The organism is Bradyrhizobium quebecense (genome assembly GCF_013373795.3).
In the GTDB taxonomy this organism is placed as follows: domain Bacteria; phylum Pseudomonadota; class Alphaproteobacteria; order Rhizobiales; family Xanthobacteraceae; genus Bradyrhizobium; species Bradyrhizobium quebecense.
This window is the reverse complement of the sequence record NZ_CP088022.1, coordinates 4,270,775-4,289,676: the sequence shown is the minus strand read 5'-3', so window position 1 is coordinate 4,289,676 and position 18,902 is coordinate 4,270,775. Positions and strand designations below refer to the sequence as shown.

Sequence of the window (18,902 nt, the reverse complement as noted above, 5' to 3'; positions counted from 1 at the left end):
GGGTCAATAATGCCCCTCGGCGGGGCGGATATTTGATGTTACCAATTTGGCATGAACCAGCATGCCAAGGTTGACATCCGCCATTCCACCTGTCCGCACGACTGCCCTTCGGCATGTGCGCTCGACGTCGAGGTGATCGACGGCCGCTCGATCGGCAGGGTGCGCGGCTCGAAACAGCAGACCTATACGGCCGGCGTGGTCTGCGCCAAGGTCGCGCGTTACGCCGAGCGGATCCACCACGCTGAACGGCTGATGCATCCGCTGCGCCGGACCGGCCCGAAGGGCTCCGGTCAGTTCGCGCGGATTTCGTGGGACGAGGCGCTGGACGAGATCGCGGCGCGATTCGACGCTGCCGAGCGGGAGTTCGGCGCCGAGTCGGTCTGGCCCTACTACTACGCCGGCACCATGGGGCTCGTGATGCGCGACGGCCTCAACCGGCTGTCGCATGTGAAGAAGTATTCGCGCTTCTACGGCACGATCTGCTCGACCATCGCGCGCATCGGCTTTGCCGCCGGAACCGGCAAGATCGCCGGCGTCGATCCGCGCGAGATGGGCGTCTCCGACCTCGTCGTGATCTGGGGCACCAATCCGGTGAACACCCAGGTCAACGTGATGACGCATGCAGCGCGCGCGCGGAAGGAGCGCGGCGCCAAGATTGCGGCGGTCGACGTTTACAATAACGAGACCATGAAGCAGGCCGACATCAAGATCCTGCTGCGGCCGGGAACCGATGGCGCCTTCGCCTGCGCCGTGATGCACGTGCTGTTCCGCGAGGGACTTGCCGATCGCGACTATCTCGCGCGCTATACCGATTGCCCGGACGAGCTGGAAGCGCATCTGAAGACGCGCACGCCGGAATGGGCATCAGCGATCTCGGGCGTGCCGGTCGAGGAGATCGAGGCGTTCGCGCGGCTGGTCGGGACCACCAAGCGCTCGTTCTTCCGCCTAGGCTACGGGTTTACCCGCAGCCGCAACGGCGCCGCGCAGATGCATGCCGCGCTGTGCATTCCCGCGGTGACTGGTGCCTGGCAACATGAGGGCGGCGGTGCGTTCTTCAACAATGCCGGCATCTGGCGCTTCGACGAGTCCATTATTGAGGGCCACGATGCGATCGATCCCTCGACCCGCGTGCTCGATCAGTCGAAGATCGGCCGCATCCTGACCGGTGATGCCGAGGCGCTGCGCGGCGGCGGACCGGTCAAGGCGATGCTGATCCAGAACACCAATCCGATGACGGTGGCGCCCGAGCAGGCGCTGGTGCGGCAGGGATTTGCCCGCGAGGATCTGTTTGTCGCGGTGCATGAGCAGTTCATGACCGAGACGGCGCAGATGGCCGACATCGTGCTGCCGGCGACGATGTTCATGGAGCACGACGACCTCTATTACGGTGGCGGTCACCAGCACATCTCGGTCGGCCCGAAGCTGATCGATCCGCCCGGCGAGTGCCGCTCCAATCACGAGGTGCTGCAGGGGCTCGGCCGCAGGCTCAATGCCGTGCATCCCGGTTTCGACATAACGCCGCGCCAGCTGATAGACGCAACTTTGAAGAAAAGCGGGCACGGCGATATCGAGACGCTGGAAGCCGATATTTGGCGCGACCTGCAGCCGGATTTCCGCACCTCGCATTATCTCGACGGCTTCGCCCATCCCGACAAGAAGTTCCATTTCAAGGTCGATTGGGGCAAGGTGCCGGTCGGGGCAGGCGGGCTGATGGGCGCCTGGGACAAGATGCCCTCGCTGCCCGACCACTGGACCATCATCGAGGAGGCGGACGCGCAGCATCCGTTCCGGCTCGCGACGTCGCCGTCGCGCAGCTTCCTCAACACCAGCTTCAACGAAACGCCCTCGTCGCAGGCCCGCGAGGGCGCGCCGACCGTGATGATCCACCCCGACGATGCGGCCGCGCTGTCGATCGCCGATGGGGAGGCCGTGACGCTAGGCAACATGCGCGGTGAGACCACGCTGACCGCAAAACTGTTCGATGGCGTTCGCCGCGGCGTGCTGATCGCCGAGTCGATCCATCCGAACAAGTCCCACATCGGCGGGCGCGGCATCAACATGCTGACCGGGGCGGAGGCCGTCGCACCGCTTGGCGGCGCCGCGTTCCACGACAACAAGGTCTGGATCAGGAAGGCGTCCGCTGCCGATTAAATCCTGCTTGCAGTCGGCGCCGATCCTGCCGCAAATGTGCGCTGACACCAGCGTACAGGCAAGAAAACAGGCAAGAAAACAGGCAAGAAAACAGGCAGGAAACATGACCGACAACAGCGTTCTTCTCGAGAAGCGCGGACAGGCGTTCTGGATCACCATCAACCGGCCGGACAAGCGCAACGCGCTCAATGCCGGTGTGATCGCGGGCATCGCCAGGGGCTATCGCGAGGCGCATGACGACAAGGACGTGCGCGTCATCGTGCTGACGGGTGCGGACGACAAGGCGTTCTGCGCCGGCGCCGATCTGCAGAACAGCGGCGCGGCGTTCTCGATGGATTTCTCGCGTCCGAATGTCGACTACGCCGATTTGTTGCGGCTGTCGCAGAACGCGACCAAGCCTGCGATCGCGCGGGTCGGCGGCGTCTGCATGGCCGGCGGCATGGGCCTGCTGTGCATGACCGACATGGCGGTGGCCGGCGATCAGGTGATCTTCGGTCTGCCCGAGGTGAAGGTCGGCGTGTTTCCGATGCAGGTGCTGAGCCTGCTGCAGTCGATCGCTCCGCCGCGCCTCGTCAACGAATGGGCGCTGACCGGCGAGCCGTTCGACGCCAAGACGGCGCAGGCCGCGGGTCTTCTCAACTACGTCGTGCCGACGGCCGAGCTCGACGCCAAGGTCGATTGGCTGATCGGCCGCATCGTCGACAAGTCGCCGACCGCGATCCGTCGCGGCAAATATGCGATGCGGGCGATCGCGTCGATGTCGTTCGACGAAAGCATCGCCTACACCGAAAGCCAGATCGCGCTGCTTGCGATGACCGAGGATGCCAAGGAAGGCCTCAAGGCCTTCGGCGAGAAGCGCAAGCCGACCTGGACGGGACGCTGAGGCATCATTGTGCCCGCTTCACCTCGCTGCATACGACCGCTCAGGGTGACGGAATTGGCTTGCTCAGTGTCATCACCCGCGCATGCGGGTGATCCAGTATTCCAGAGACGGTTGTGCTTGAGCCGATAGGCCGCGGCGTACTGGGTCGCCCGGTCAAGCCGGGCGACGACAACAGTGGATGAGGACAAAGCTTCACGTCCTCTCAGGCGCGCAGTATCAAAATATCGAAAACAACCCCATGCACAGTAGCTGGGCGGCTGCCGGCGTTCGACACGGCAGCTTGACACGTCGGGCAAATCAGCGGCATTATTCTATTATACCGAAATATCGCGAGCGCGCCTCGCACCCTCTCCCGGGAGAACGGGGTGAGGGAGCGCGATGCCCATCGCACGCTAGCCCGCATTGGCCTTCAGGCCGGCGGCTTCGATGCCGGCCACGGCGCAGATCTCGTCATTGTCCGAGGTGTCGCCGCTGACGCCGACGGCGCCGAGCAGGGTGGCTCCGTCCATGATCAGCACGCCGCCGGGGACCGGCACCAGCCGGCCCTGCGCCAGCGTGTTCACGGAATCGATGAAATAGGCCTGCTCTTGCGCGCGCTGAAACAGGGCGCGCGATCCCATCCCGAGCGCCAGCGCGCCATAGGCCTTGCCGTGGGCGATCTCGGCCCGCATCAGGCTGGTGCCGTCCTGCGCCGCCGTCACCTTCACCGCGCCGCGCGCGTCGAGGATGGTGACGACCAGCGGCTTCAGCTTCTTCTCGACGCCCTTGGCGAGTGCGGCATCCAGAATCTTGCGGGCAATGTCGAGAGTGAGTTCAGCCATGGGCCTTGTCCTTTGTCGGCAATGATTGGTCGGAATTCGATTTCGCACGTTTCAGGCTCATCGCCAATACGCTGGCGACATGCAGCGGCGTGCGTCCGCTGCCGTCCTTGATCTGGTGCCGGCATGAGGTGCCGTCGGCCACGATCAGCGCATCCTGATCCGCGCTGCGGACTGCCGGCAGCAGCGACAGCTCCGCCATCTCGATCGAGGCCTGATAGGTGTCCGCGCCGTAGCCGAACGCGCCGGCCATGCCGCAGCAGCTCGACTCGATGGTCTTGACCTCGAGGCCCGGCACCAGCCGCAGCACTTTCTCCACCGGCTTGAGCGCGCCAAAGGATTTCTGGTGGCAATGACCGTGCACGACGGCCTTGCTAGCGACTGCGCCAAGCGGCAGAGCGAGGCGCCCAGCCTCGGCCTCTCGCACCAAAAATTCCTCGAACAGCAGGGCGCGCGCGCTGACGGTCTTCGCGGCGTCATCGGAACGCAGCGACAGCAGCTCGTCGCGCAGGGTCAGAAGGCAGCTCGGCTCGAGGCCAATGATCGGCACGCCGCGCGCCGCGAACGGCGCGTAGGTCGCAACCAGCCGGTCGAGCTCGGCACGGGCCTGTTCCACCAGGCCCGCCGACAGGAACGTGCGTCCGCAGCATGGCGGGCGGCCGCCGTCCGACGGTTTGGGCAGATGCACGCGATAGCCGCCGGCGACCAGGACCTCGATTGCGGCATCGAGATTCTCCCGCTCATAGCCGCGGTTGAACGTATCGGCGAACAGCACGACTTCGCGGCCGTCACGCGGCCCCATCACCTCGACGTCCGGCCGGAAGGTGTCGCGGCGAAATTCCGGCAGCGCGCGTTTGGCGCTGATGCCGGCGAGTGTCTCGAACAACGCACGCAGCAGCGGGCTGCGGTTGCGCCAGTTCGCGAGCGGGGCGAAGCGCGAGGCGAGATCGACATAGCGCGGCAGGTAGCCGACCAGCCGGTCGCGCAGCGACAGGCCGTGCGACGCGGCGCGGGCGGCCAGCACCTCGATCTTCATCTTGGCCATGTCGACGCCGGTCGGGCATTCATGGCGGCACGCCTTGCAGGAGACGCAGAGTTTCAGCGTGTCCATCATCTCGTCGGAGGCCAGCGCGTCCGCACCCAACTGGCCCGAGATCGCCAACCGCAACGTATTGGCGCGGCCGCGGGTAACGTCCTTCTCGTTGCGCGTCGCCCGATAGGACGGGCACATCACGCCGCCTTCGAGCTTGCGGCAGGCGCCGTTGTTGTTGCACATCTCGACCGCGCCCTGGAAGCCGCCGCCGGCGCCGGGATAGGCCGACCAGTCCAGCGCCGTCTTCAATTCGCCGACGCGATACTCCGGCGAATAGCGAAACAGCGAGCGGTCGTCCATGTCAGGCGGATCGACGATCTTGCCCGGGTTGAGCGTATTGTCCGGATCGAAGCGCTGCTTGACCTCGCGGAAATCGGCCACGATGCGCGCGCCGAACATCGTCTCGTGGAACTCCGAGCGCACCAGGCCATCGCCGTGCTCGCCGGAATGCGAGCCCTTGTATTCGCGCACCAACGCGAAGGCTTCCTCGGCAATGGCGCGCATTGCCTTGACGTCCTTCTCGAGCTTGAGATTGAGCACCGGGCGCACATGCAGGCAGCCTTCGGAGGCATGCGCATACATCGTGCCGCGGGTGCCGTGTTTGGCGAAGACGGCATTGAGCCGTTCGGTGTAGTCGGCGAGATGCGGCCGCGGCACTGCGCAATCCTCGACGAACGAGACCGGCTTGCCCTCCTGCTTCATCGACATCATGACGTTGAGGCCGGCGGCGCGGAAATCGGCGATGCCGGATTGCAGCGCGGGCTCGACGATCTCGACCACGCCGCCCCATTTGCGCGGTGGCTTGTCCCAGCCGAAACCGAGATCGGCCATCAGCTCGTCGAGCTGCTTCAGGCGGGCGAGGTTGTCGGCCTGATCTTCCTCGGCGAACTCGACAACCAGGATCGCGTCGGGATCGCCGCGCACCGCCGCGGAAATGATCGGCTGAAACATCGCGATCTCGCGGCCGAGCGCGATCATGGTGCGATCGACCAGCTCGACTGCGATCGGCCGCAGCTTCACCAGATGCTGGGCCGCGTCCATCGCCTCGTAGAAGCTGCCGAAATGGCAGACGCCGAGCGCCTTGTTGCGGATCACGGGCCACAGCTTGAGCTCGACCTGCGTCGTGAAGGCGAGCGTCCCCTCCGAGCCGACGAGGAGATGCGCCATGTTGTTCGGCGCGTTGCGCGGCACCAGCGCATCGAGGTTATAACCGCCGACGCGGCGCTGCACCTTGGGGAATTTGTCCGCGATCTCGGCCGCCTCGCGCTCTCCGAGATCGAGCATGTCGCGGAACAGCTTCGATCCGTTGTCGGACGCATTGATCCGCGTCAGGTCGCGCGGCACCTCGCCGAAATGCAGCAGCGTGCCGTCGGCGAGCGCTGCATCCATCGACAGCGTATTGTCGCGCATGGTGCCGTAGCGCAGCGAGCGGCCGCCGCAGGAATTGTTGCCGGCCATGCCGCCGATCGTGGCGCGCGACGCGGTCGAGACGTCGACCGGAAACCACAGCCCGTGTTTCTTCAGTTGGCGGTTGAGGTCGTCGAGCACGATGCCGGGCTCGACCACGCAAGTCCGGTTCTCGACGTCGAGCGAGAGGATACGGTTCAGATGCTTGGAGAGGTCGACCACGATGCCGTCATTGACGGTCTGACCGCATTGCGAGGTGCCGCCGCCGCGCGGGGTCACGATCCGCCCGGCGTCGCGGACGATCGCAAGCGTGCGCAACGCCTCGTCGACGGTGCGCGGCACCACCACGCCGGCCGGCATGATCTGGTAGAACGAGGCGTCGGTCGCGTAGCGGCCGCGGTTGAAGGCATCGAAAAACACGTCGCCGGTCAGGTCGGACCGCAGGCGCTGTTCGAGCGATGAGGCGTTCTTCATCCCAGATCCGATGTGATCCGCGGCGCAACCCATATTGCCCGGGGATTATTCATTCGATTGAGCCGAGAATTACATTATGAATTCAAAATGAGCAACTAGCTGCCTTGAGGCGTCGCCTCTTGGCCGCTGTCCGGTCCCTCGGCGAGGTGCTCGATAGCAGCGCTCCGCTTGTTGCGCAGATGTCCGAACAGGATGTCGCTGAGCTCGCTTCCAGCGCGGCGGCGCAGCGCATCGAGGATCGCCTCGTGCTCGCGCATCGCCTCGGCCCAGCGTTGCCGCTTGCGGGCGAAATTGGCGGAGTAGCGCACGCGGCGGATCCGGCCCGCGAAGTTGGCGTAGGTGGTCTTCAGCGTCTCGTTGCGCGCAGCCGCGACGATGCTCTCGTGGATCTGCTGGTTGGTCTGGAAGTAGCCGTGCATGTCGCGGTGCAGATAGTGACCGTACATCTCGTAGTGCAGTCGCTCGATCGCCGCGATTTCCTCGTCCGTGATGTTCTCGCAGGCCAGCCGTCCGGCCAGGCTCTCCAGTCCGGCCATGACGTCGAACAGTTCCTCGAGGTCGCGCTGGCTGAGCTGGCGCACCCGCGCGCCGCGATTGGGCAAGAGCTCGATCAGGCCTTCGGCGGCCAGCACCTTGAGCGCCTCGCGCAGTGGCGTCCTGGAGATCCCCAGCATTTCGCACAGCTGGCGTTCCGGAACGCGCCCGCCCTCCGGAATGTTGCCTTCCACCACGTGGTCGCGGAGCCGCAGCAGGATCTCGCCGTGAAGCGAGACCTCCTGGCGGTCGCTGCTGTTGCCGGCGGCGGGCTCGGTGATCGGAACCCCGGACTCGGGAATCGCAGATTTCATATTCTGAACAATAATTTGCCGGCGCGGTCGCGTCGATCTCCGCAATCAAATACCAAAATTGGATTGAAAATACAAAAAATGAATGCAAAATAGTTGGCCAAGGAGCCGAAATCCGGCAATTGGGAGGTTCTCATGCATCAAGGACGCCATTTTCTACAGATTCCAGGGCCGAGCCCCGTGCCGGATCGCATTCTTCGCGCGATGGACATGCCGGTCATCGACCACCGGAGCGCGGAGTTTGCCGAGCTTGGCCGCACCGTGCTCGAGGGAAGCGGCAAGATCTTCCAGACCGCGGGCCCGGTGGTGATCTTCCCGTCGTCGGGCACCGGCGCCTGGGAAGCCGCGATCGTCAACACGCTGTCGCCGGGCGACAAGGTTTTGATGGTCGAGACCGGGCACTTCGCCACCCTGTGGCGGCAGCTCGCCGGCCGTTTCGGCATCGAGGTCGACTTCATAGCCGGCGATTGGCGGCGCGGCGCCGATCCTGCGTTGATCGAGGCAAGGCTTGCCGCCGACACCGCGCACAGCATCAAGGCGGTGATGGTCGTCCACAACGAGACCTCGACCGGCGCGACGAGCCGGATCGCCGACATCCGTGCCGCCATCGACCGCACCGCGCATCCGGCGCTCTTGATGGTCGATACCATTTCCTCGCTCGGCTCGGTCGATTACCGGCACGACGAGTGGAAGGTCGATGTCAGCGTCAGCTGCTCGCAGAAGGGTTTTATGCTGCCGCCCGGCCTCGGCTTCAACGCCATTTCGGAAAAGGCGCGCGCCGCGTCCCGTACCAACAAGATGCCGCGCTCCTATTTCGATTGGGAGGAAATGCTGAAGCCGAACGCCAAGGGCTTCTTCCCCTATACGCCGGCGACGAACCTGCTCTACGGGCTGCGCGAGGCGATCGCGATGCTGCTGGAAGAGGGGCTCGACAACGTATTCGCCCGCCATCGGCGGCTCGCCGCCGCGACGCGCGCGGCCGTCAACCAATGGGGGCTCGAGAATCTCTGCCAGGAGCCGTCGGAGTTCTCGCCGGTGCTGACGGCGGTGTTGATGCCGCCCGGCCATGATGCCGATCAGTTCCGCAAGGCCGTGCTCGACAATTTCAACATGTCGCTCGGTGCCGGCCTGTCGAAGGTCGCCGGCAAGGTGTTCCGCATCGGTCATCTCGGCGAGTGCAATGAGCTGACGCTGCTCGGCGCGCTCACCGGCGTCGAGATGGGGCTGTCGGTTGCCGGCGTGCCGCACCGCTCGGGCGGCGTCGAGGCGGCGATGCGGCTGCTCGAGCAGCGCGATCAACGCAACGCGTCGCATCTGAAGGTGGTCAGCACTTAAGCGCCGACCAACGGCATCCCGCACGCCAACGGCTCAGAAAAATCGCGGATCAGGGAAGGGGAGGGATATGAGGCTTCGGTTCAAGGCCACCCATGTCGTGTTGGCCATGCTCTGCGTGATGTATTTCATCACCTATGTCGACCGCGTCAACATCGGCACCGCGGCCAGCGAGATCCAGAAGGAGCTCGGCCTGTCCAACACCGAGCTCGGCCTGGTATTCTCGGCCTTCGCCTATCCGTATCTGCTGTTCCAGGTGATCGGCGGCTGGGTCGGCGATCGTTTCGGGCCACGCCAGACCTTGTTCTGGTGCGGCATGATCTGGGCCGCGGCGACCATCATGACCGGCTTCGTCCACGGTCTCGCCGCGCTGTTCATCGCGCGCTTCGCGCTCGGGTTCGGCGAAGGGGCGACGTTCCCGACCGCGACCCGCGCCATGCAGTACTGGACGCCTGCGAACCGCCGCGGCTTCGCGCAAGGCCTGACACACGCGTTTGCGCGGCTCGGCAACGCGGTGACCCCGCCGGTGGTCGCGCTCCTGATCCTCTGGCTGACATGGCGCGGTGCATTCGTGGTGCTCGGCGTCGTCAGTCTCATCTGGGGTGTTGCGTGGATCTGGTACTTCCGCAACGAGCCTAGGGACCACGGCTCCATCACGGAGGCCGAGCTTGCGACGTTGCCGCCGCGCCCGCAGGGCGAGCGGCCGAAGGTGCCGTGGGGGCCGCTGTTGCAGCGGATGTGGCCGGTGACGCTGACGTATTTCTGCTACGGCTGGTGCCTGTGGCTCTACCTCAACTGGCTGCCGCTGTTCTTCAAGAACAACTACAGCCTCGATCTGAAGAACTCGGCGCTGTTCGCATCCGGCGTGTTCTTTGCCGGCGTCGTCGGCGACAGCATCGGCGGCGTCCTCTCCGACCGCATCCTCGAGCGCACAGGCAATGTGCGGCTGGCGCGGCTCAGCGTGACGATCGTGGGATTCGCGGGCGCACTGCTCTCGCTGATGCCGATCCTGTTCGTCCACGACATCACGGTGGTCGCGCTCTGCCTGTCGGCCGGGTTCTTCTGCGCCGAGCTCGTGATCGGCCCGATGTGGTCGATCCCGATGGACATCGCGGCGAAATATTCCGGCACCGCCGCGGGGATCATGAACAGCGGCTCGGCGTTCGCGGCGATCGTCTCGCCGCTGGTCGCCGGTTTCGTCATCGACGCCACCGGAAACTGGTACCTGCCGTTCCTGATGTCGATGGGCCTGCTGTTGCTTGGTGGTTTCTCAGCGTTCCTGATGCATCCGGAGCGCCCGTTCGAGGAGGCCGGCGAGTTGGCCGCGCCGCGAAAGGTGGTGGCCGCCGAATGAGCGGATGAAGGTGTCGGCATGGCGCTCCCGGATATGCATGACTGCCCCCCGCCGGGCGGAGGACAAACCCGGCGAGAATGATGACATGGATACAGTCTTGAAGAGAGGCTGGGAGTAGTGAGCTTGGGTATGCTTAGCGGCGGCTGCCACTGCGGTGAGATCAGGTTCGAAGTCCCCGATCAGGCGGCTTTCAGTACCGTCTGCCATTGCCACGATTGTCGGAGGCAATCTGGAGCGCCGATGCTGGCGTGGGCAATGGTCCCGAAGGCCGCGGTATTGATCCAAGGGAAGCCGAAGATCTATTCGTCTTCAGAAAGCGGCCAGCGCTCGTTCTGCCCGACGTGCGGCGCGGGGCTGTTCTTCAGCAATGGCATTCTCGACCGGATGGGCATGATGCAGGTCAGGATCGCTGCGCTCGACGATCCCAATTCGATCTCGCCCCGGGTTCAGGTGCAGACTGCCGAGCGCGTCGGATGGGTAGGGTCCCTTCACGAACTTCCGGCCTTCGAGCGCTTCCCGAGTTGAGTCGTTGGGATCGCCAGGATTTGGGCCAGTACCCATCAGGGCGGCCGGTACGGTTGGGGCGGGCCCTGCTCCAACAGGCGTGGTCCAATATTCTTCCAGATGGCGTCGCGCTGGATCGGTCTGGCCGGGTATGGCCTCGGATGCCAACTCACTGAGCCATCTCAAGAAGAGTTAAGCCATGTGGGCCGCTATGGGCTGATATGGTTGGCTTCGATTTCCGGATAATGATATGCGAGCGGCTTACCGAGACCAAGGCAAGACCGGGAAAGACGCTCATGACCGTGCACACTGGAAGGCATTTTCTGCAGATTCCGGGACCGACCAACGTGCCGGACCGGGTGCTGCGGGCGATGGACATGCCGACCATGGACCATCGCGGTGCCGAATTCGCCGAGATCGGCTTTGCCGTGCTTTCTGCGATGCAGCGTGTGTTCCGCACCAAGCAGCCCGTGATCATCTACCCCTCGTCGGGGACGGGCGCCTGGGAGGCCGCGATCGTCAACACTCTGCAGCCGGGCGACAAGGTCCTGATGTGCGAGACCGGCCAGTTCGCGGTGCTGTGGCACGGCATCGCCGACAAGTTCAAGCTCGACGTCGATTTCATTCCGGGTGACTGGCGCCACGGCGCCGACCTCGAGCAGATCGAGGCCAGGCTGTCCGCCGACAAGGCGCACAAGATCAAGGCCGTCTGCGTGGTCCATAACGAGACCTCGACCGCCTGCGTCACCTATCCGCGCGACGTCCGCAAGATCCTCGACACCTTGAAGCATCCGGCGCTCCTGATGGTCGACACCATCTCCGGCCTCGGCTCGCTGGAATATGAACACGATGCCTGGGGCATCGACGTCTCGATCGCCGGCTCCCAGAAGGGGCTGATGCTGCCGCCCGGCCTCGGCTTCAACGCCGTGTCGGAGAAGGCGCTTGCCGTGGCCAAGGCCAATCCGGGGATGCGTTCCTATTGGGATTGGCAGGAGGTCATCAACATCAACAAGGCCGGCACCTGGCCGTATACGCCAGCGACCAACCTGCTGTTCGGCCTGCGCGAGGCCGTGAAGATGCTGGAGGAGGAGGGGCTGGACAATGTCTTCGCCCGCCACAAGCGCCACAGCGAAGCGACGCGTGCCTCCATCAAGGTCTGGGGGCTGGAGACGCAGTGCCAGGAGCAGGGCGCGCATTCGCCGGCGCTGACCGCGGTGCGCGTGCCCGATGGCCACGATGCCGATCACTTCCGCAAGGTCGTGCTTGAGAATTTCGACATGTCGCTCGGCACCGGCCTCAACAAGGTCAAGGGCAAGGTGTTCCGGATCGGGCATATCGGCCACTTCAACGATTTGATGCTGATGGGCACGCTGTCCGGCGTCGAGATGGGTCTTGATCTGGCCAAGGTGCCGCATCGCAGCGGCGGTGTGCTGGCGGCGATGGAGGTCCTCAAGGGACGTGACCCATCGCAGGCGTCGAAAGCCGTTGCTTGAGTAGGCTGGCCTGAAACCTTATCGCAAAGAACAGAAAGAGCGAGACATGAACGCGCCTGTCGCACCGACCGAAGACCTGATCTACTCCGTCGCGGACGGGATCGCGCGCATCACGTTCAACAGGCCGCAGGCCCGCAACGCGCTGACCTTTGCGATGTACGAGCAGATGGCCTCGATCTGCGAGAACATCAATCAGGATCACTCCATCAAGGCGCTGATCCTCACCGGCGCCGGCGAGAAGGCGTTCGCCTCGGGCACCGACATCTCGCAGTTCCGGGCGTTCAAGACCGCGCAGGATGCGCTGGACTACGAGGCGCGCATCGACCGCGTGCTGGGTACGCTGGAACAGTGCCGCGTGCCTGTCATCGCGGCGATCGCCGGCGCGTGCACCGGCGGCGGCGCCGGTATCGCCGCATGCTGCGACATCCGCATCGGCACCGAGTCGACCCGGATCGGCTTCCCGATCGCCCGCACGCTCGGCAACTGCCTCTCGATGTCCAACATCTCGCGGCTGGTTTCGCTGATCGGTCCGGCGCGGACCAAGGATCTGATCTTCAAGGCGCGCCTGGTCGAGGCGCCCGAAGCACTGGCGCTCGGGCTGCTCAACGAAGTCGTCCCCGACGTGGAAACGCTGCAGCGCCGCGCCACCGAGACCGCGCAGCTTGTCGCCGGCCATGCGCCGATCACGTTAGAGGTGACCAAGGAAGCGGTGCGCCGCATCCGCCGCACGCTGTCGCGCGACGAAGGCGAAGACCTGATCCTGCGCGCCTATATGAGCGAGGATTTCCGCGAGGGCATGGACGCTTTCCTCAACAAGCGCCCGCCCAGCTTCAAGGGCAAGTAGCGGCCGCGCTAAATCACTGAGTTGCCCGACGGGTCGAGGCCCCGAGGGCGGAACGAGAAGCAAGGCTCGGGCAATTCATGTCGCGAGAATGCAACGCTATGTCCCCACCCACATCTGTCATCGCCCGGCTTGTCCGGGCGACCCAGTACACCGCGGCCTTTCGGCTCAAGCATTGGCGCCTCTGGAATACTGGATCACCCGCATGCGCGGGTGATGACACCGCGTGTTTTGACGTTTGAGTCGAGTGCCATCCTCATCGTCGCAACGCGCAGCCACCTCATTCCAAAGTCATAGGTCGTGCGGCAGTTCGGCGGCTTGCACTCACCTGCATTCTCGGCACAATGACACGAACCCGCCACCTCGACGGTTTTGCGAAGCCGAACAAATAGATAGGGAAGAAATACGTGGGACAGATCGTGAAAACCACGGCAGCCATCGCGGCCTTGCTGCTGAGCACGCCGGCGTTCGCCGGCTGGGAGCCGAGCAAGCCGGTCGAGATCGTGGTTGCGGCCGGCGCCGGCGGCGCCTCCGACCAGATGGCGCGCATGATGCAGGCGGCGATCCAGAAGAACAATCTGATGAAGCAGCCGATGGTGGTGTCGCTGAAGGGCGGCGCGTCGGGTGCGGAAGCGCTGATGTACATGAAGTCCAGCGAGGGCGATCCCAACAAGGTGCTGATCGCCTATTCGCTGATCTACATGCTGCCGCTGTCGGCCAAGATTCCCTTCAACTGGCGCGACCTGACGCCGGTGTCGGTGATCGCGCTCGACCAGTTCGTGCTGTGGGACAATGCGTCGGGCCCCAAGACCGTGAAGGATTTCATCGCGGCCGCCAAGGCCGCGAGCGCGCCGTTCAAGATGGGCGGCACCGGCTCCAAGCGCGAAGACCACGTGCTGACCGTGTTCATGGAGCAGAAGACCGGCGCAAAATTCTCCTATCTGCCCTACAAGTCCGGCGGCGAGGCCGCGACCCAGCTGGTCGGCGGCCATACCGAATCCAACGTCAACAATCCGAGCGAAAATCTCGAGGTCTGGCGCGCCGGACAGGTTCGCGCGCTCTGCGTGTTCGACAAGGAGCGCATCTCCTACAAGACCAAGGTCACCGACACGCAATCCTGGAACGACATTCCGACCTGCAAGGAAGAGGGGCTGGACGTACAGTATCTTATGCTGCGCGCGATGTTCCTGCCCGGCAAGGTCACGCAGGAGCAGCAGGCATTCTATGCCGACCTGTTCCAGAAGGTGACGCAGACGGCGGAATACAAGGACTACATGGAGAAGCAGGCGTTGAAGCCGATCTTCCTCACCGGCAAGGACATGGTGGAATTCCTCGAGGATGACGACAAGCTGAATGCCTCGCTGATGAACGCGGCGGGCTTCGTCGCGAAGTAGCAGTCGCGGTTTGCTTACCTTCGGGCCGGAATTGGCTTGCAAGCGGCAGTGGCGCAGTGATTATTTGCGCCGCAGTATGGTCAAACGTCCGGCGAGCCCGATCGGGCTGGGTCACCCCTCCGTCGTCGTTGCGGGACCGTGAGGAGCGATCATGACCAAAGCCGTTCTCGGTGTCATCGGCGGATCCGGCATCTACGACCTGCCGGGCCTGGAAAATGTCCGCGAGGAAGCGATCACGAGCCCCTGGGGTGAACCATCCGCGCCACTGCGCCGCGGCGAGGTGGCGGGATTGCCGATCGTGTTCCTGCCGCGACACGGCCAGGGACACACGCTGTCGCCGTCCGACATCAATTATCGCGCCAATATCGATGTGCTGAAGCGGGCAGGGGTCACCGACCTCGTGGCGCTGTCCGCCTGCGGCTCGTTCAAGGAAGAGCTGCCGCCGGGCACCTTTGTGCTGGTCGACCAGTTCGTCGATCGCACCCACAAGCGCGAGAGCTCGTTTTTCGGCAGAGGCTGTGTAGCGCATGTGTCGATGGCGCATCCGGTGTCGCCGTTGCTCGCCAAGCATCTCGCTGCCGCTGCCGAGGCCGAGCGCATCGCGTTCGCTCGTGGCGGCACCTATCTCTGCATGGAAGGGCCGCAATTCTCCTCGCTCGCCGAAAGCCTGACCTACAAGGCGCAGGGCTATTCGGTGATCGGCATGACCAACATGCCTGAGGCCAAGCTCGCCCGCGAGGCCGAGATCTGCTACGCCAGCGTGGCGATGGTCACCGATTTCGACTGCTGGCATCCGGCCCATGATGCCGTCACGGTGCAGGATATCATCCGCGTGCTGAATTCGAACGCCGAGAAGGCAAAGGCGCTGGTCGCGCGTCTGGCGCGGGATTTCCCACGCGCGCACGAGCCGTGTCCGATCGGTTCGGACCGCGCGCTGGACACCGCGCTGATCACCGCGCCTGCGGCGCGCGATCCTCAGTTGTTGGCGAAGCTCGATGCCGTGGCTGGAAGGATGTTGCGCGGATGAAGGTCGATGGACGGCATTTTCGCAGTATCTGGCTCGAGCCAGACGGCTGGTCCGTCGGTGCGATCGACCAGCGGCGGTTGCCGCATGAATTCATCGTTGCGAAGATCAAGACGGCGGACGAGGCCGGCAAGGCCATCAGCTCGATGCTGGTGCGCGGCGCGCCGTTGATCGGCGCGACCGCAGCCTATGGCATGGCGCTCGCGATGCGTGCCGATTCCTCCGATGCGGCGCTCGACCGCGCCGGCAGGATGCTGGCTGCGACCCGGCCGACCGCGATCAATCTGAAGTGGGCGATCGACGAGATGCAACGCGCGCTCGCGCCGCTCGCAGCTTCAGCCCGGGCGGAAGCGGCCTATGCCCGCGCCCAAGAGATCGCCGACGAAGACGTCGAGATCAACCGCGAGATCGGCCGCCACGGCCTTGGCCTGATCGAAAAAATCGCCGCGACCAAGAAGCCGGGCGAGCCGGTGAACGTGCTGACGCATTGCAATGCCGGCTGGCTTGCAACCGTCGATTGGGGAACAGCGACGTCACCGATCTACCAGGCGCATGATCGCGGCATTCCGGTCCATGTCTGGGTCGACGAGACGCGGCCCCGTAATCAGGGCGCTTCGCTCACCGCCTGGGAACTCGGTCACCACGGCGTGCCGCACACCGTGATTCCCGACAACACCGGCGGCCATCTGATGCAGCATCGCATGGTCGACCTTGCGATCGTCGGGACCGACCGCGTCGCCGCCAATGGCGACGTCTGCAACAAGATCGGGACTTATCTGAAAGCGCTCGCCGCGCATGACAACGGCGTGCCGTTCTACGTTGCGCTGCCGTCGCCGACCATCGACTTTAGTATCGATGATGGCGTCAGGCAGATTCCGATCGAGCAGCGTGCGGCCAGTGAGGTGACGCACCTCACCGGGCGCACGGCGGACGGACGGATCGAGACCGTGCGCGTGGTTCCGGACGGCTCTTCGGTCGCCAATTTCGGCTTCGACGTCACGCCGGCGCGGCTGGTGACGGGATTGATCACCGAGCGCGGCGTCCTCGGCGCTGATCGTGCTGCGCTTGCGAGCGCATTTCCCGAACGTTCCGGGCGTTAGCTGAAGGCTGCATTGACGGTGATTGGTTCAGCACGCTATCCCAATCGTTGCCCTCGCAACCCAGACCGTCCAGTCCATGTCCAATACCGAACTTGAGATCGTCGTCGACGATCCGACCGCGCCTGAAGAGAATTCGCCCGCCGTCGTCAGAACCGGCGTCGTCGATGTCGTCGTCTCGCTGCTGCTGCTCGCGCTCGCATTGGTGCTCGGCTGGGATAATTGGCGCACCGGCGCATCGTGGGACTCGACCGGGCCGCAGCCGGGCTATTTTCCGTTCTATCTTTCGGTGATTCTCGGCGCCGCCAGCCTCTACGGCCTCGGCGCCGCCTTCGTCTCGCGCCGGGAAGCCGCCGAGACCTTTGTCACCCGCGCCCAGTTTCGCCGGGTGCTCGCGGTGTTCGTGCCGACATTCCTGTTCTGCCTCGCCACCCAATATCTCGGCCTCTACGTCGCGAGCTTTCTCCTGATCGCGGGCTTCATGCGCCTCGTCGGCAAGATCGCGCTGTGGAAGTCGCTGCTCACCGCCTTCGTCTTCACCGCCGCGATGTTCGTGACCTTCGACATCGCATTCGACGTCATCATGCCGAAGGGGCCGCTCGAAGCGGCCTTCGGCTACTGAGCTAACCGACAGGATTTCGAAAACATGGAAGCCTTCGGTCTCCTGCTGCACGGCTTTGCCGTCCTGCTGACGTGGAAGACGCTGCTGTTGATGATGGTCGGCCTCGTGCTCGGCATCTTCGTCGGCGTGCTGCCCGGGCTTGGCGGCCCCAACGGCGTCGCGATCCTGCTGCCTTTGACCTTCACGATGGACCCCACATCCGCCATCGTGATGCTGTCCTGCATCTATTGGGGCGCGCTGTTCGGCGGCGCCATCACGTCGATCCTGTTCAACATCCCCGGCGAAGCCTGGTCGGTCGCGACCACGTTCGACGGCTATCCGATGGCGCAGCAGGGCAGGGCGGCCGAAGCGCTGACCGCGGCGTTCACCTCGTCCTTCATCGGCTCGCTGGTCGCGGTGCTGCTGATCACCTTCCTGGCGCCGATGATCTCGTCGTTCGCGCTGAAGTTCGGCCCGCCGGAATTCTTCGCCGTCTATCTGCTGACCTTCTGCTCGTTCGTCGGCCTCGGCCGCGAAGCCAAGCACAAGACCGTGATCTCGATGTCGCTCGGGCTGCTGCTTGCCGGCGTCGGCATGGATACGGTGTCCGGGCAGCTGCGCATGACGTTCGGCTCCGCCGAGTTGCTGCGCGGCATCAACTTCCTCGTCGCGGTCATCGGCCTGTTCGGCATCAGCGAGATCCTGCTCACGATGGAGGAGCGGCTGGCGCTGCGCGGGCACGCCGCCAGTATCAGCCTGCGCGTCGTGCTCTCGGTGTGGAAGGACCTGCCGAAATACTGGGTGACGCTGCTGCGTTCGTCCGTGATCGGCTGCTGGCTCGGGATCACACCGGGCGGCGCGATCGCGGCGTCCTTCATGGGCTACAACCTCGCCAAGCGTTTCGCCAAGGATCCGGAAAGTTTCGGCAAGGGCCGCATCGAGGGCGTGTTCGCGCCGGAGACCGCCGCGCATGCATCTGGCACCGCGGCCTTGTTGCCGATGCTCGCGCTCGGCATTCCCGGTTCGGGCACTGCTGCGATCCTGCTTGGCGGCCTGATGGTGTGGGGCCTCAACCCCGGGCCGCTGCTGTTCGTCGAGCACAAGGATTTCGTCTGGGGCCTGATCGCCTCGATGTATCTCGGCAATGTCGTCGGCCTGGTGCTGGTGCTCACCACCGTGCCGATCTTCGCCTCGATCCTGCGGGTGCCGTTCGCGGCTGTCGCGCCGATGATCGTGGTGTCCTGCGCGATCGGCGCCTACGCGATCCAGAACGCGATGTTCGACATCTGGCTGATGCTGGGCTTCGGCGTCGTTGGCTACGTCTTCAAGAAGATCGGGATCCCGCTTGCGCCGTTCACGCTCGCATTGGTGCTCGGCAGCCGCGCCGAGGACGCATTCCGGCTCTCGATGATCGGCTCCGGCGGCGACATGAAGGTGTTCTGGTCGAACGGCCTCGTCGGCACCATCACGACCCTGGCGATCGTGCTGCTGTTCTGGCCGGTGATCGATCGGGCCTTTGCCGGCGTCGCGCGTCTGGTGCGGCCGGCAAAGGCGTGAGGCCTTATAGCGTTTTCAAGCGAAGTGGATACCG

The 18,902-nt window shown here is 64.6% G+C and carries 15 protein-coding genes; 12 read left to right on the top strand and 3 right to left on the bottom strand.

Annotated elements, in window-relative coordinates:
• Positions 1 to 51 precede the first annotated feature (51 nt).
• The gene (locus HU230_RS20780; protein ID WP_176530075.1) at positions 52 to 2,151 is read left to right on the top strand and encodes a molybdopterin oxidoreductase family protein; all 2,100 of its coding nucleotides are present in this window, start codon (positions 52 to 54) and stop codon (positions 2,149 to 2,151) included.
• Between the two features lie 103 nt (positions 2,152 to 2,254).
• Positions 2,255 to 3,034, top strand: coding sequence for an enoyl-CoA hydratase/isomerase family protein (locus tag HU230_RS20775; RefSeq protein WP_176530076.1), 780 nt, complete (start codon positions 2,255 to 2,257; stop codon positions 3,032 to 3,034).
• A gap of 392 nt (positions 3,035 to 3,426) precedes the next feature.
• Here the strand turns inward: HU230_RS20775 and HU230_RS20770 are convergent, their stop codons facing one another.
• The 3 genes from HU230_RS20770 to HU230_RS20760 all read right to left on the bottom strand — a co-directional run bounded on the left by HU230_RS20770 (position 3,427) and on the right by HU230_RS20760 (position 7,674).
• Positions 3,427 to 3,855 (bottom strand): GlcG/HbpS family heme-binding protein, encoded by a 429-nt coding sequence (locus HU230_RS20770; protein ID WP_173637723.1) that lies wholly within the window; start codon positions 3,853 to 3,855, stop codon positions 3,427 to 3,429.
• Positions 3,848 to 6,826, bottom strand: coding sequence for an FAD-binding and (Fe-S)-binding domain-containing protein (locus tag HU230_RS20765; protein ID WP_176530077.1), 2,979 nt, complete (start codon positions 6,824 to 6,826; stop codon positions 3,848 to 3,850). The genes HU230_RS20770 and HU230_RS20765 overlap by 8 nt, the downstream gene beginning before the upstream one ends.
• A gap of 95 nt (positions 6,827 to 6,921) precedes the next feature.
• Entirely contained in the window at positions 6,922 to 7,674 is a 753-nt protein-coding gene (locus tag HU230_RS20760) for a GntR family transcriptional regulator (RefSeq protein WP_176530078.1), read from the bottom strand.
• Positions 7,675 to 7,806: 132 nt separating this feature from the next.
• On the opposite strand from HU230_RS20760, the gene HU230_RS20755 reads away from it, so the two are divergent.
• The 10 genes from HU230_RS20755 to HU230_RS20710 all read left to right on the top strand — a co-directional run bounded on the left by HU230_RS20755 (position 7,807) and on the right by HU230_RS20710 (position 18,868).
• Entirely contained in the window at positions 7,807 to 9,006 is a 1,200-nt protein-coding gene (locus tag HU230_RS20755; protein ID WP_176530079.1) for a pyridoxal-phosphate-dependent aminotransferase family protein, read from the top strand.
• A gap of 67 nt (positions 9,007 to 9,073) precedes the next feature.
• Complete coding sequence (locus HU230_RS20750) at positions 9,074 to 10,357, top strand: MFS transporter (RefSeq protein WP_176530080.1); 1,284 nt, start codon at positions 9,074 to 9,076, stop codon at positions 10,355 to 10,357.
• Positions 10,358 to 10,486: 129 nt separating this feature from the next.
• A complete protein-coding gene (locus HU230_RS20745) occupies positions 10,487 to 10,882 on the top strand; it encodes a GFA family protein (protein WP_176534938.1) in 396 nt (131 codons plus the stop codon).
• A 275-nt stretch (positions 10,883 to 11,157) separates the two neighbouring features.
• Positions 11,158 to 12,354 (top strand): pyridoxal-phosphate-dependent aminotransferase family protein, encoded by a 1,197-nt coding sequence (locus tag HU230_RS20740; protein ID WP_176530081.1) that lies wholly within the window; start codon positions 11,158 to 11,160, stop codon positions 12,352 to 12,354.
• Between the two features lie 46 nt (positions 12,355 to 12,400).
• The gene (locus HU230_RS20735) at positions 12,401 to 13,198 is read left to right on the top strand and encodes an enoyl-CoA hydratase/isomerase family protein (protein WP_176530082.1); all 798 of its coding nucleotides are present in this window, start codon (positions 12,401 to 12,403) and stop codon (positions 13,196 to 13,198) included.
• 413 nt (positions 13,199 to 13,611) lie between these two features.
• Positions 13,612 to 14,589 (top strand): Bug family tripartite tricarboxylate transporter substrate binding protein, encoded by a 978-nt coding sequence (locus tag HU230_RS20730; protein ID WP_409334671.1) that lies wholly within the window; start codon positions 13,612 to 13,614, stop codon positions 14,587 to 14,589.
• A gap of 151 nt (positions 14,590 to 14,740) precedes the next feature.
• A complete protein-coding gene (locus tag HU230_RS20725) occupies positions 14,741 to 15,616 on the top strand; it encodes an S-methyl-5'-thioadenosine phosphorylase (protein ID WP_176530084.1) in 876 nt (291 codons plus the stop codon).
• Positions 15,613 to 16,713, top strand: a complete 1,101-nt coding sequence (gene mtnA / locus HU230_RS20720) for an S-methyl-5-thioribose-1-phosphate isomerase (protein WP_176530085.1) — start codon at positions 15,613 to 15,615, stop codon at positions 16,711 to 16,713. The genes HU230_RS20725 and mtnA overlap by 4 nt, the downstream gene beginning before the upstream one ends.
• Positions 16,714 to 16,789: 76 nt before the next feature.
• The gene (locus HU230_RS20715; RefSeq protein WP_176530086.1) at positions 16,790 to 17,332 is read left to right on the top strand and encodes a tripartite tricarboxylate transporter TctB family protein; all 543 of its coding nucleotides are present in this window, start codon (positions 16,790 to 16,792) and stop codon (positions 17,330 to 17,332) included.
• 24 nt (positions 17,333 to 17,356) lie between these two features.
• Complete coding sequence (locus HU230_RS20710; protein ID WP_173637712.1) at positions 17,357 to 18,868, top strand: tripartite tricarboxylate transporter permease; 1,512 nt, start codon at positions 17,357 to 17,359, stop codon at positions 18,866 to 18,868.
• Positions 18,869 to 18,902: the final 34 nt, after the last annotated feature.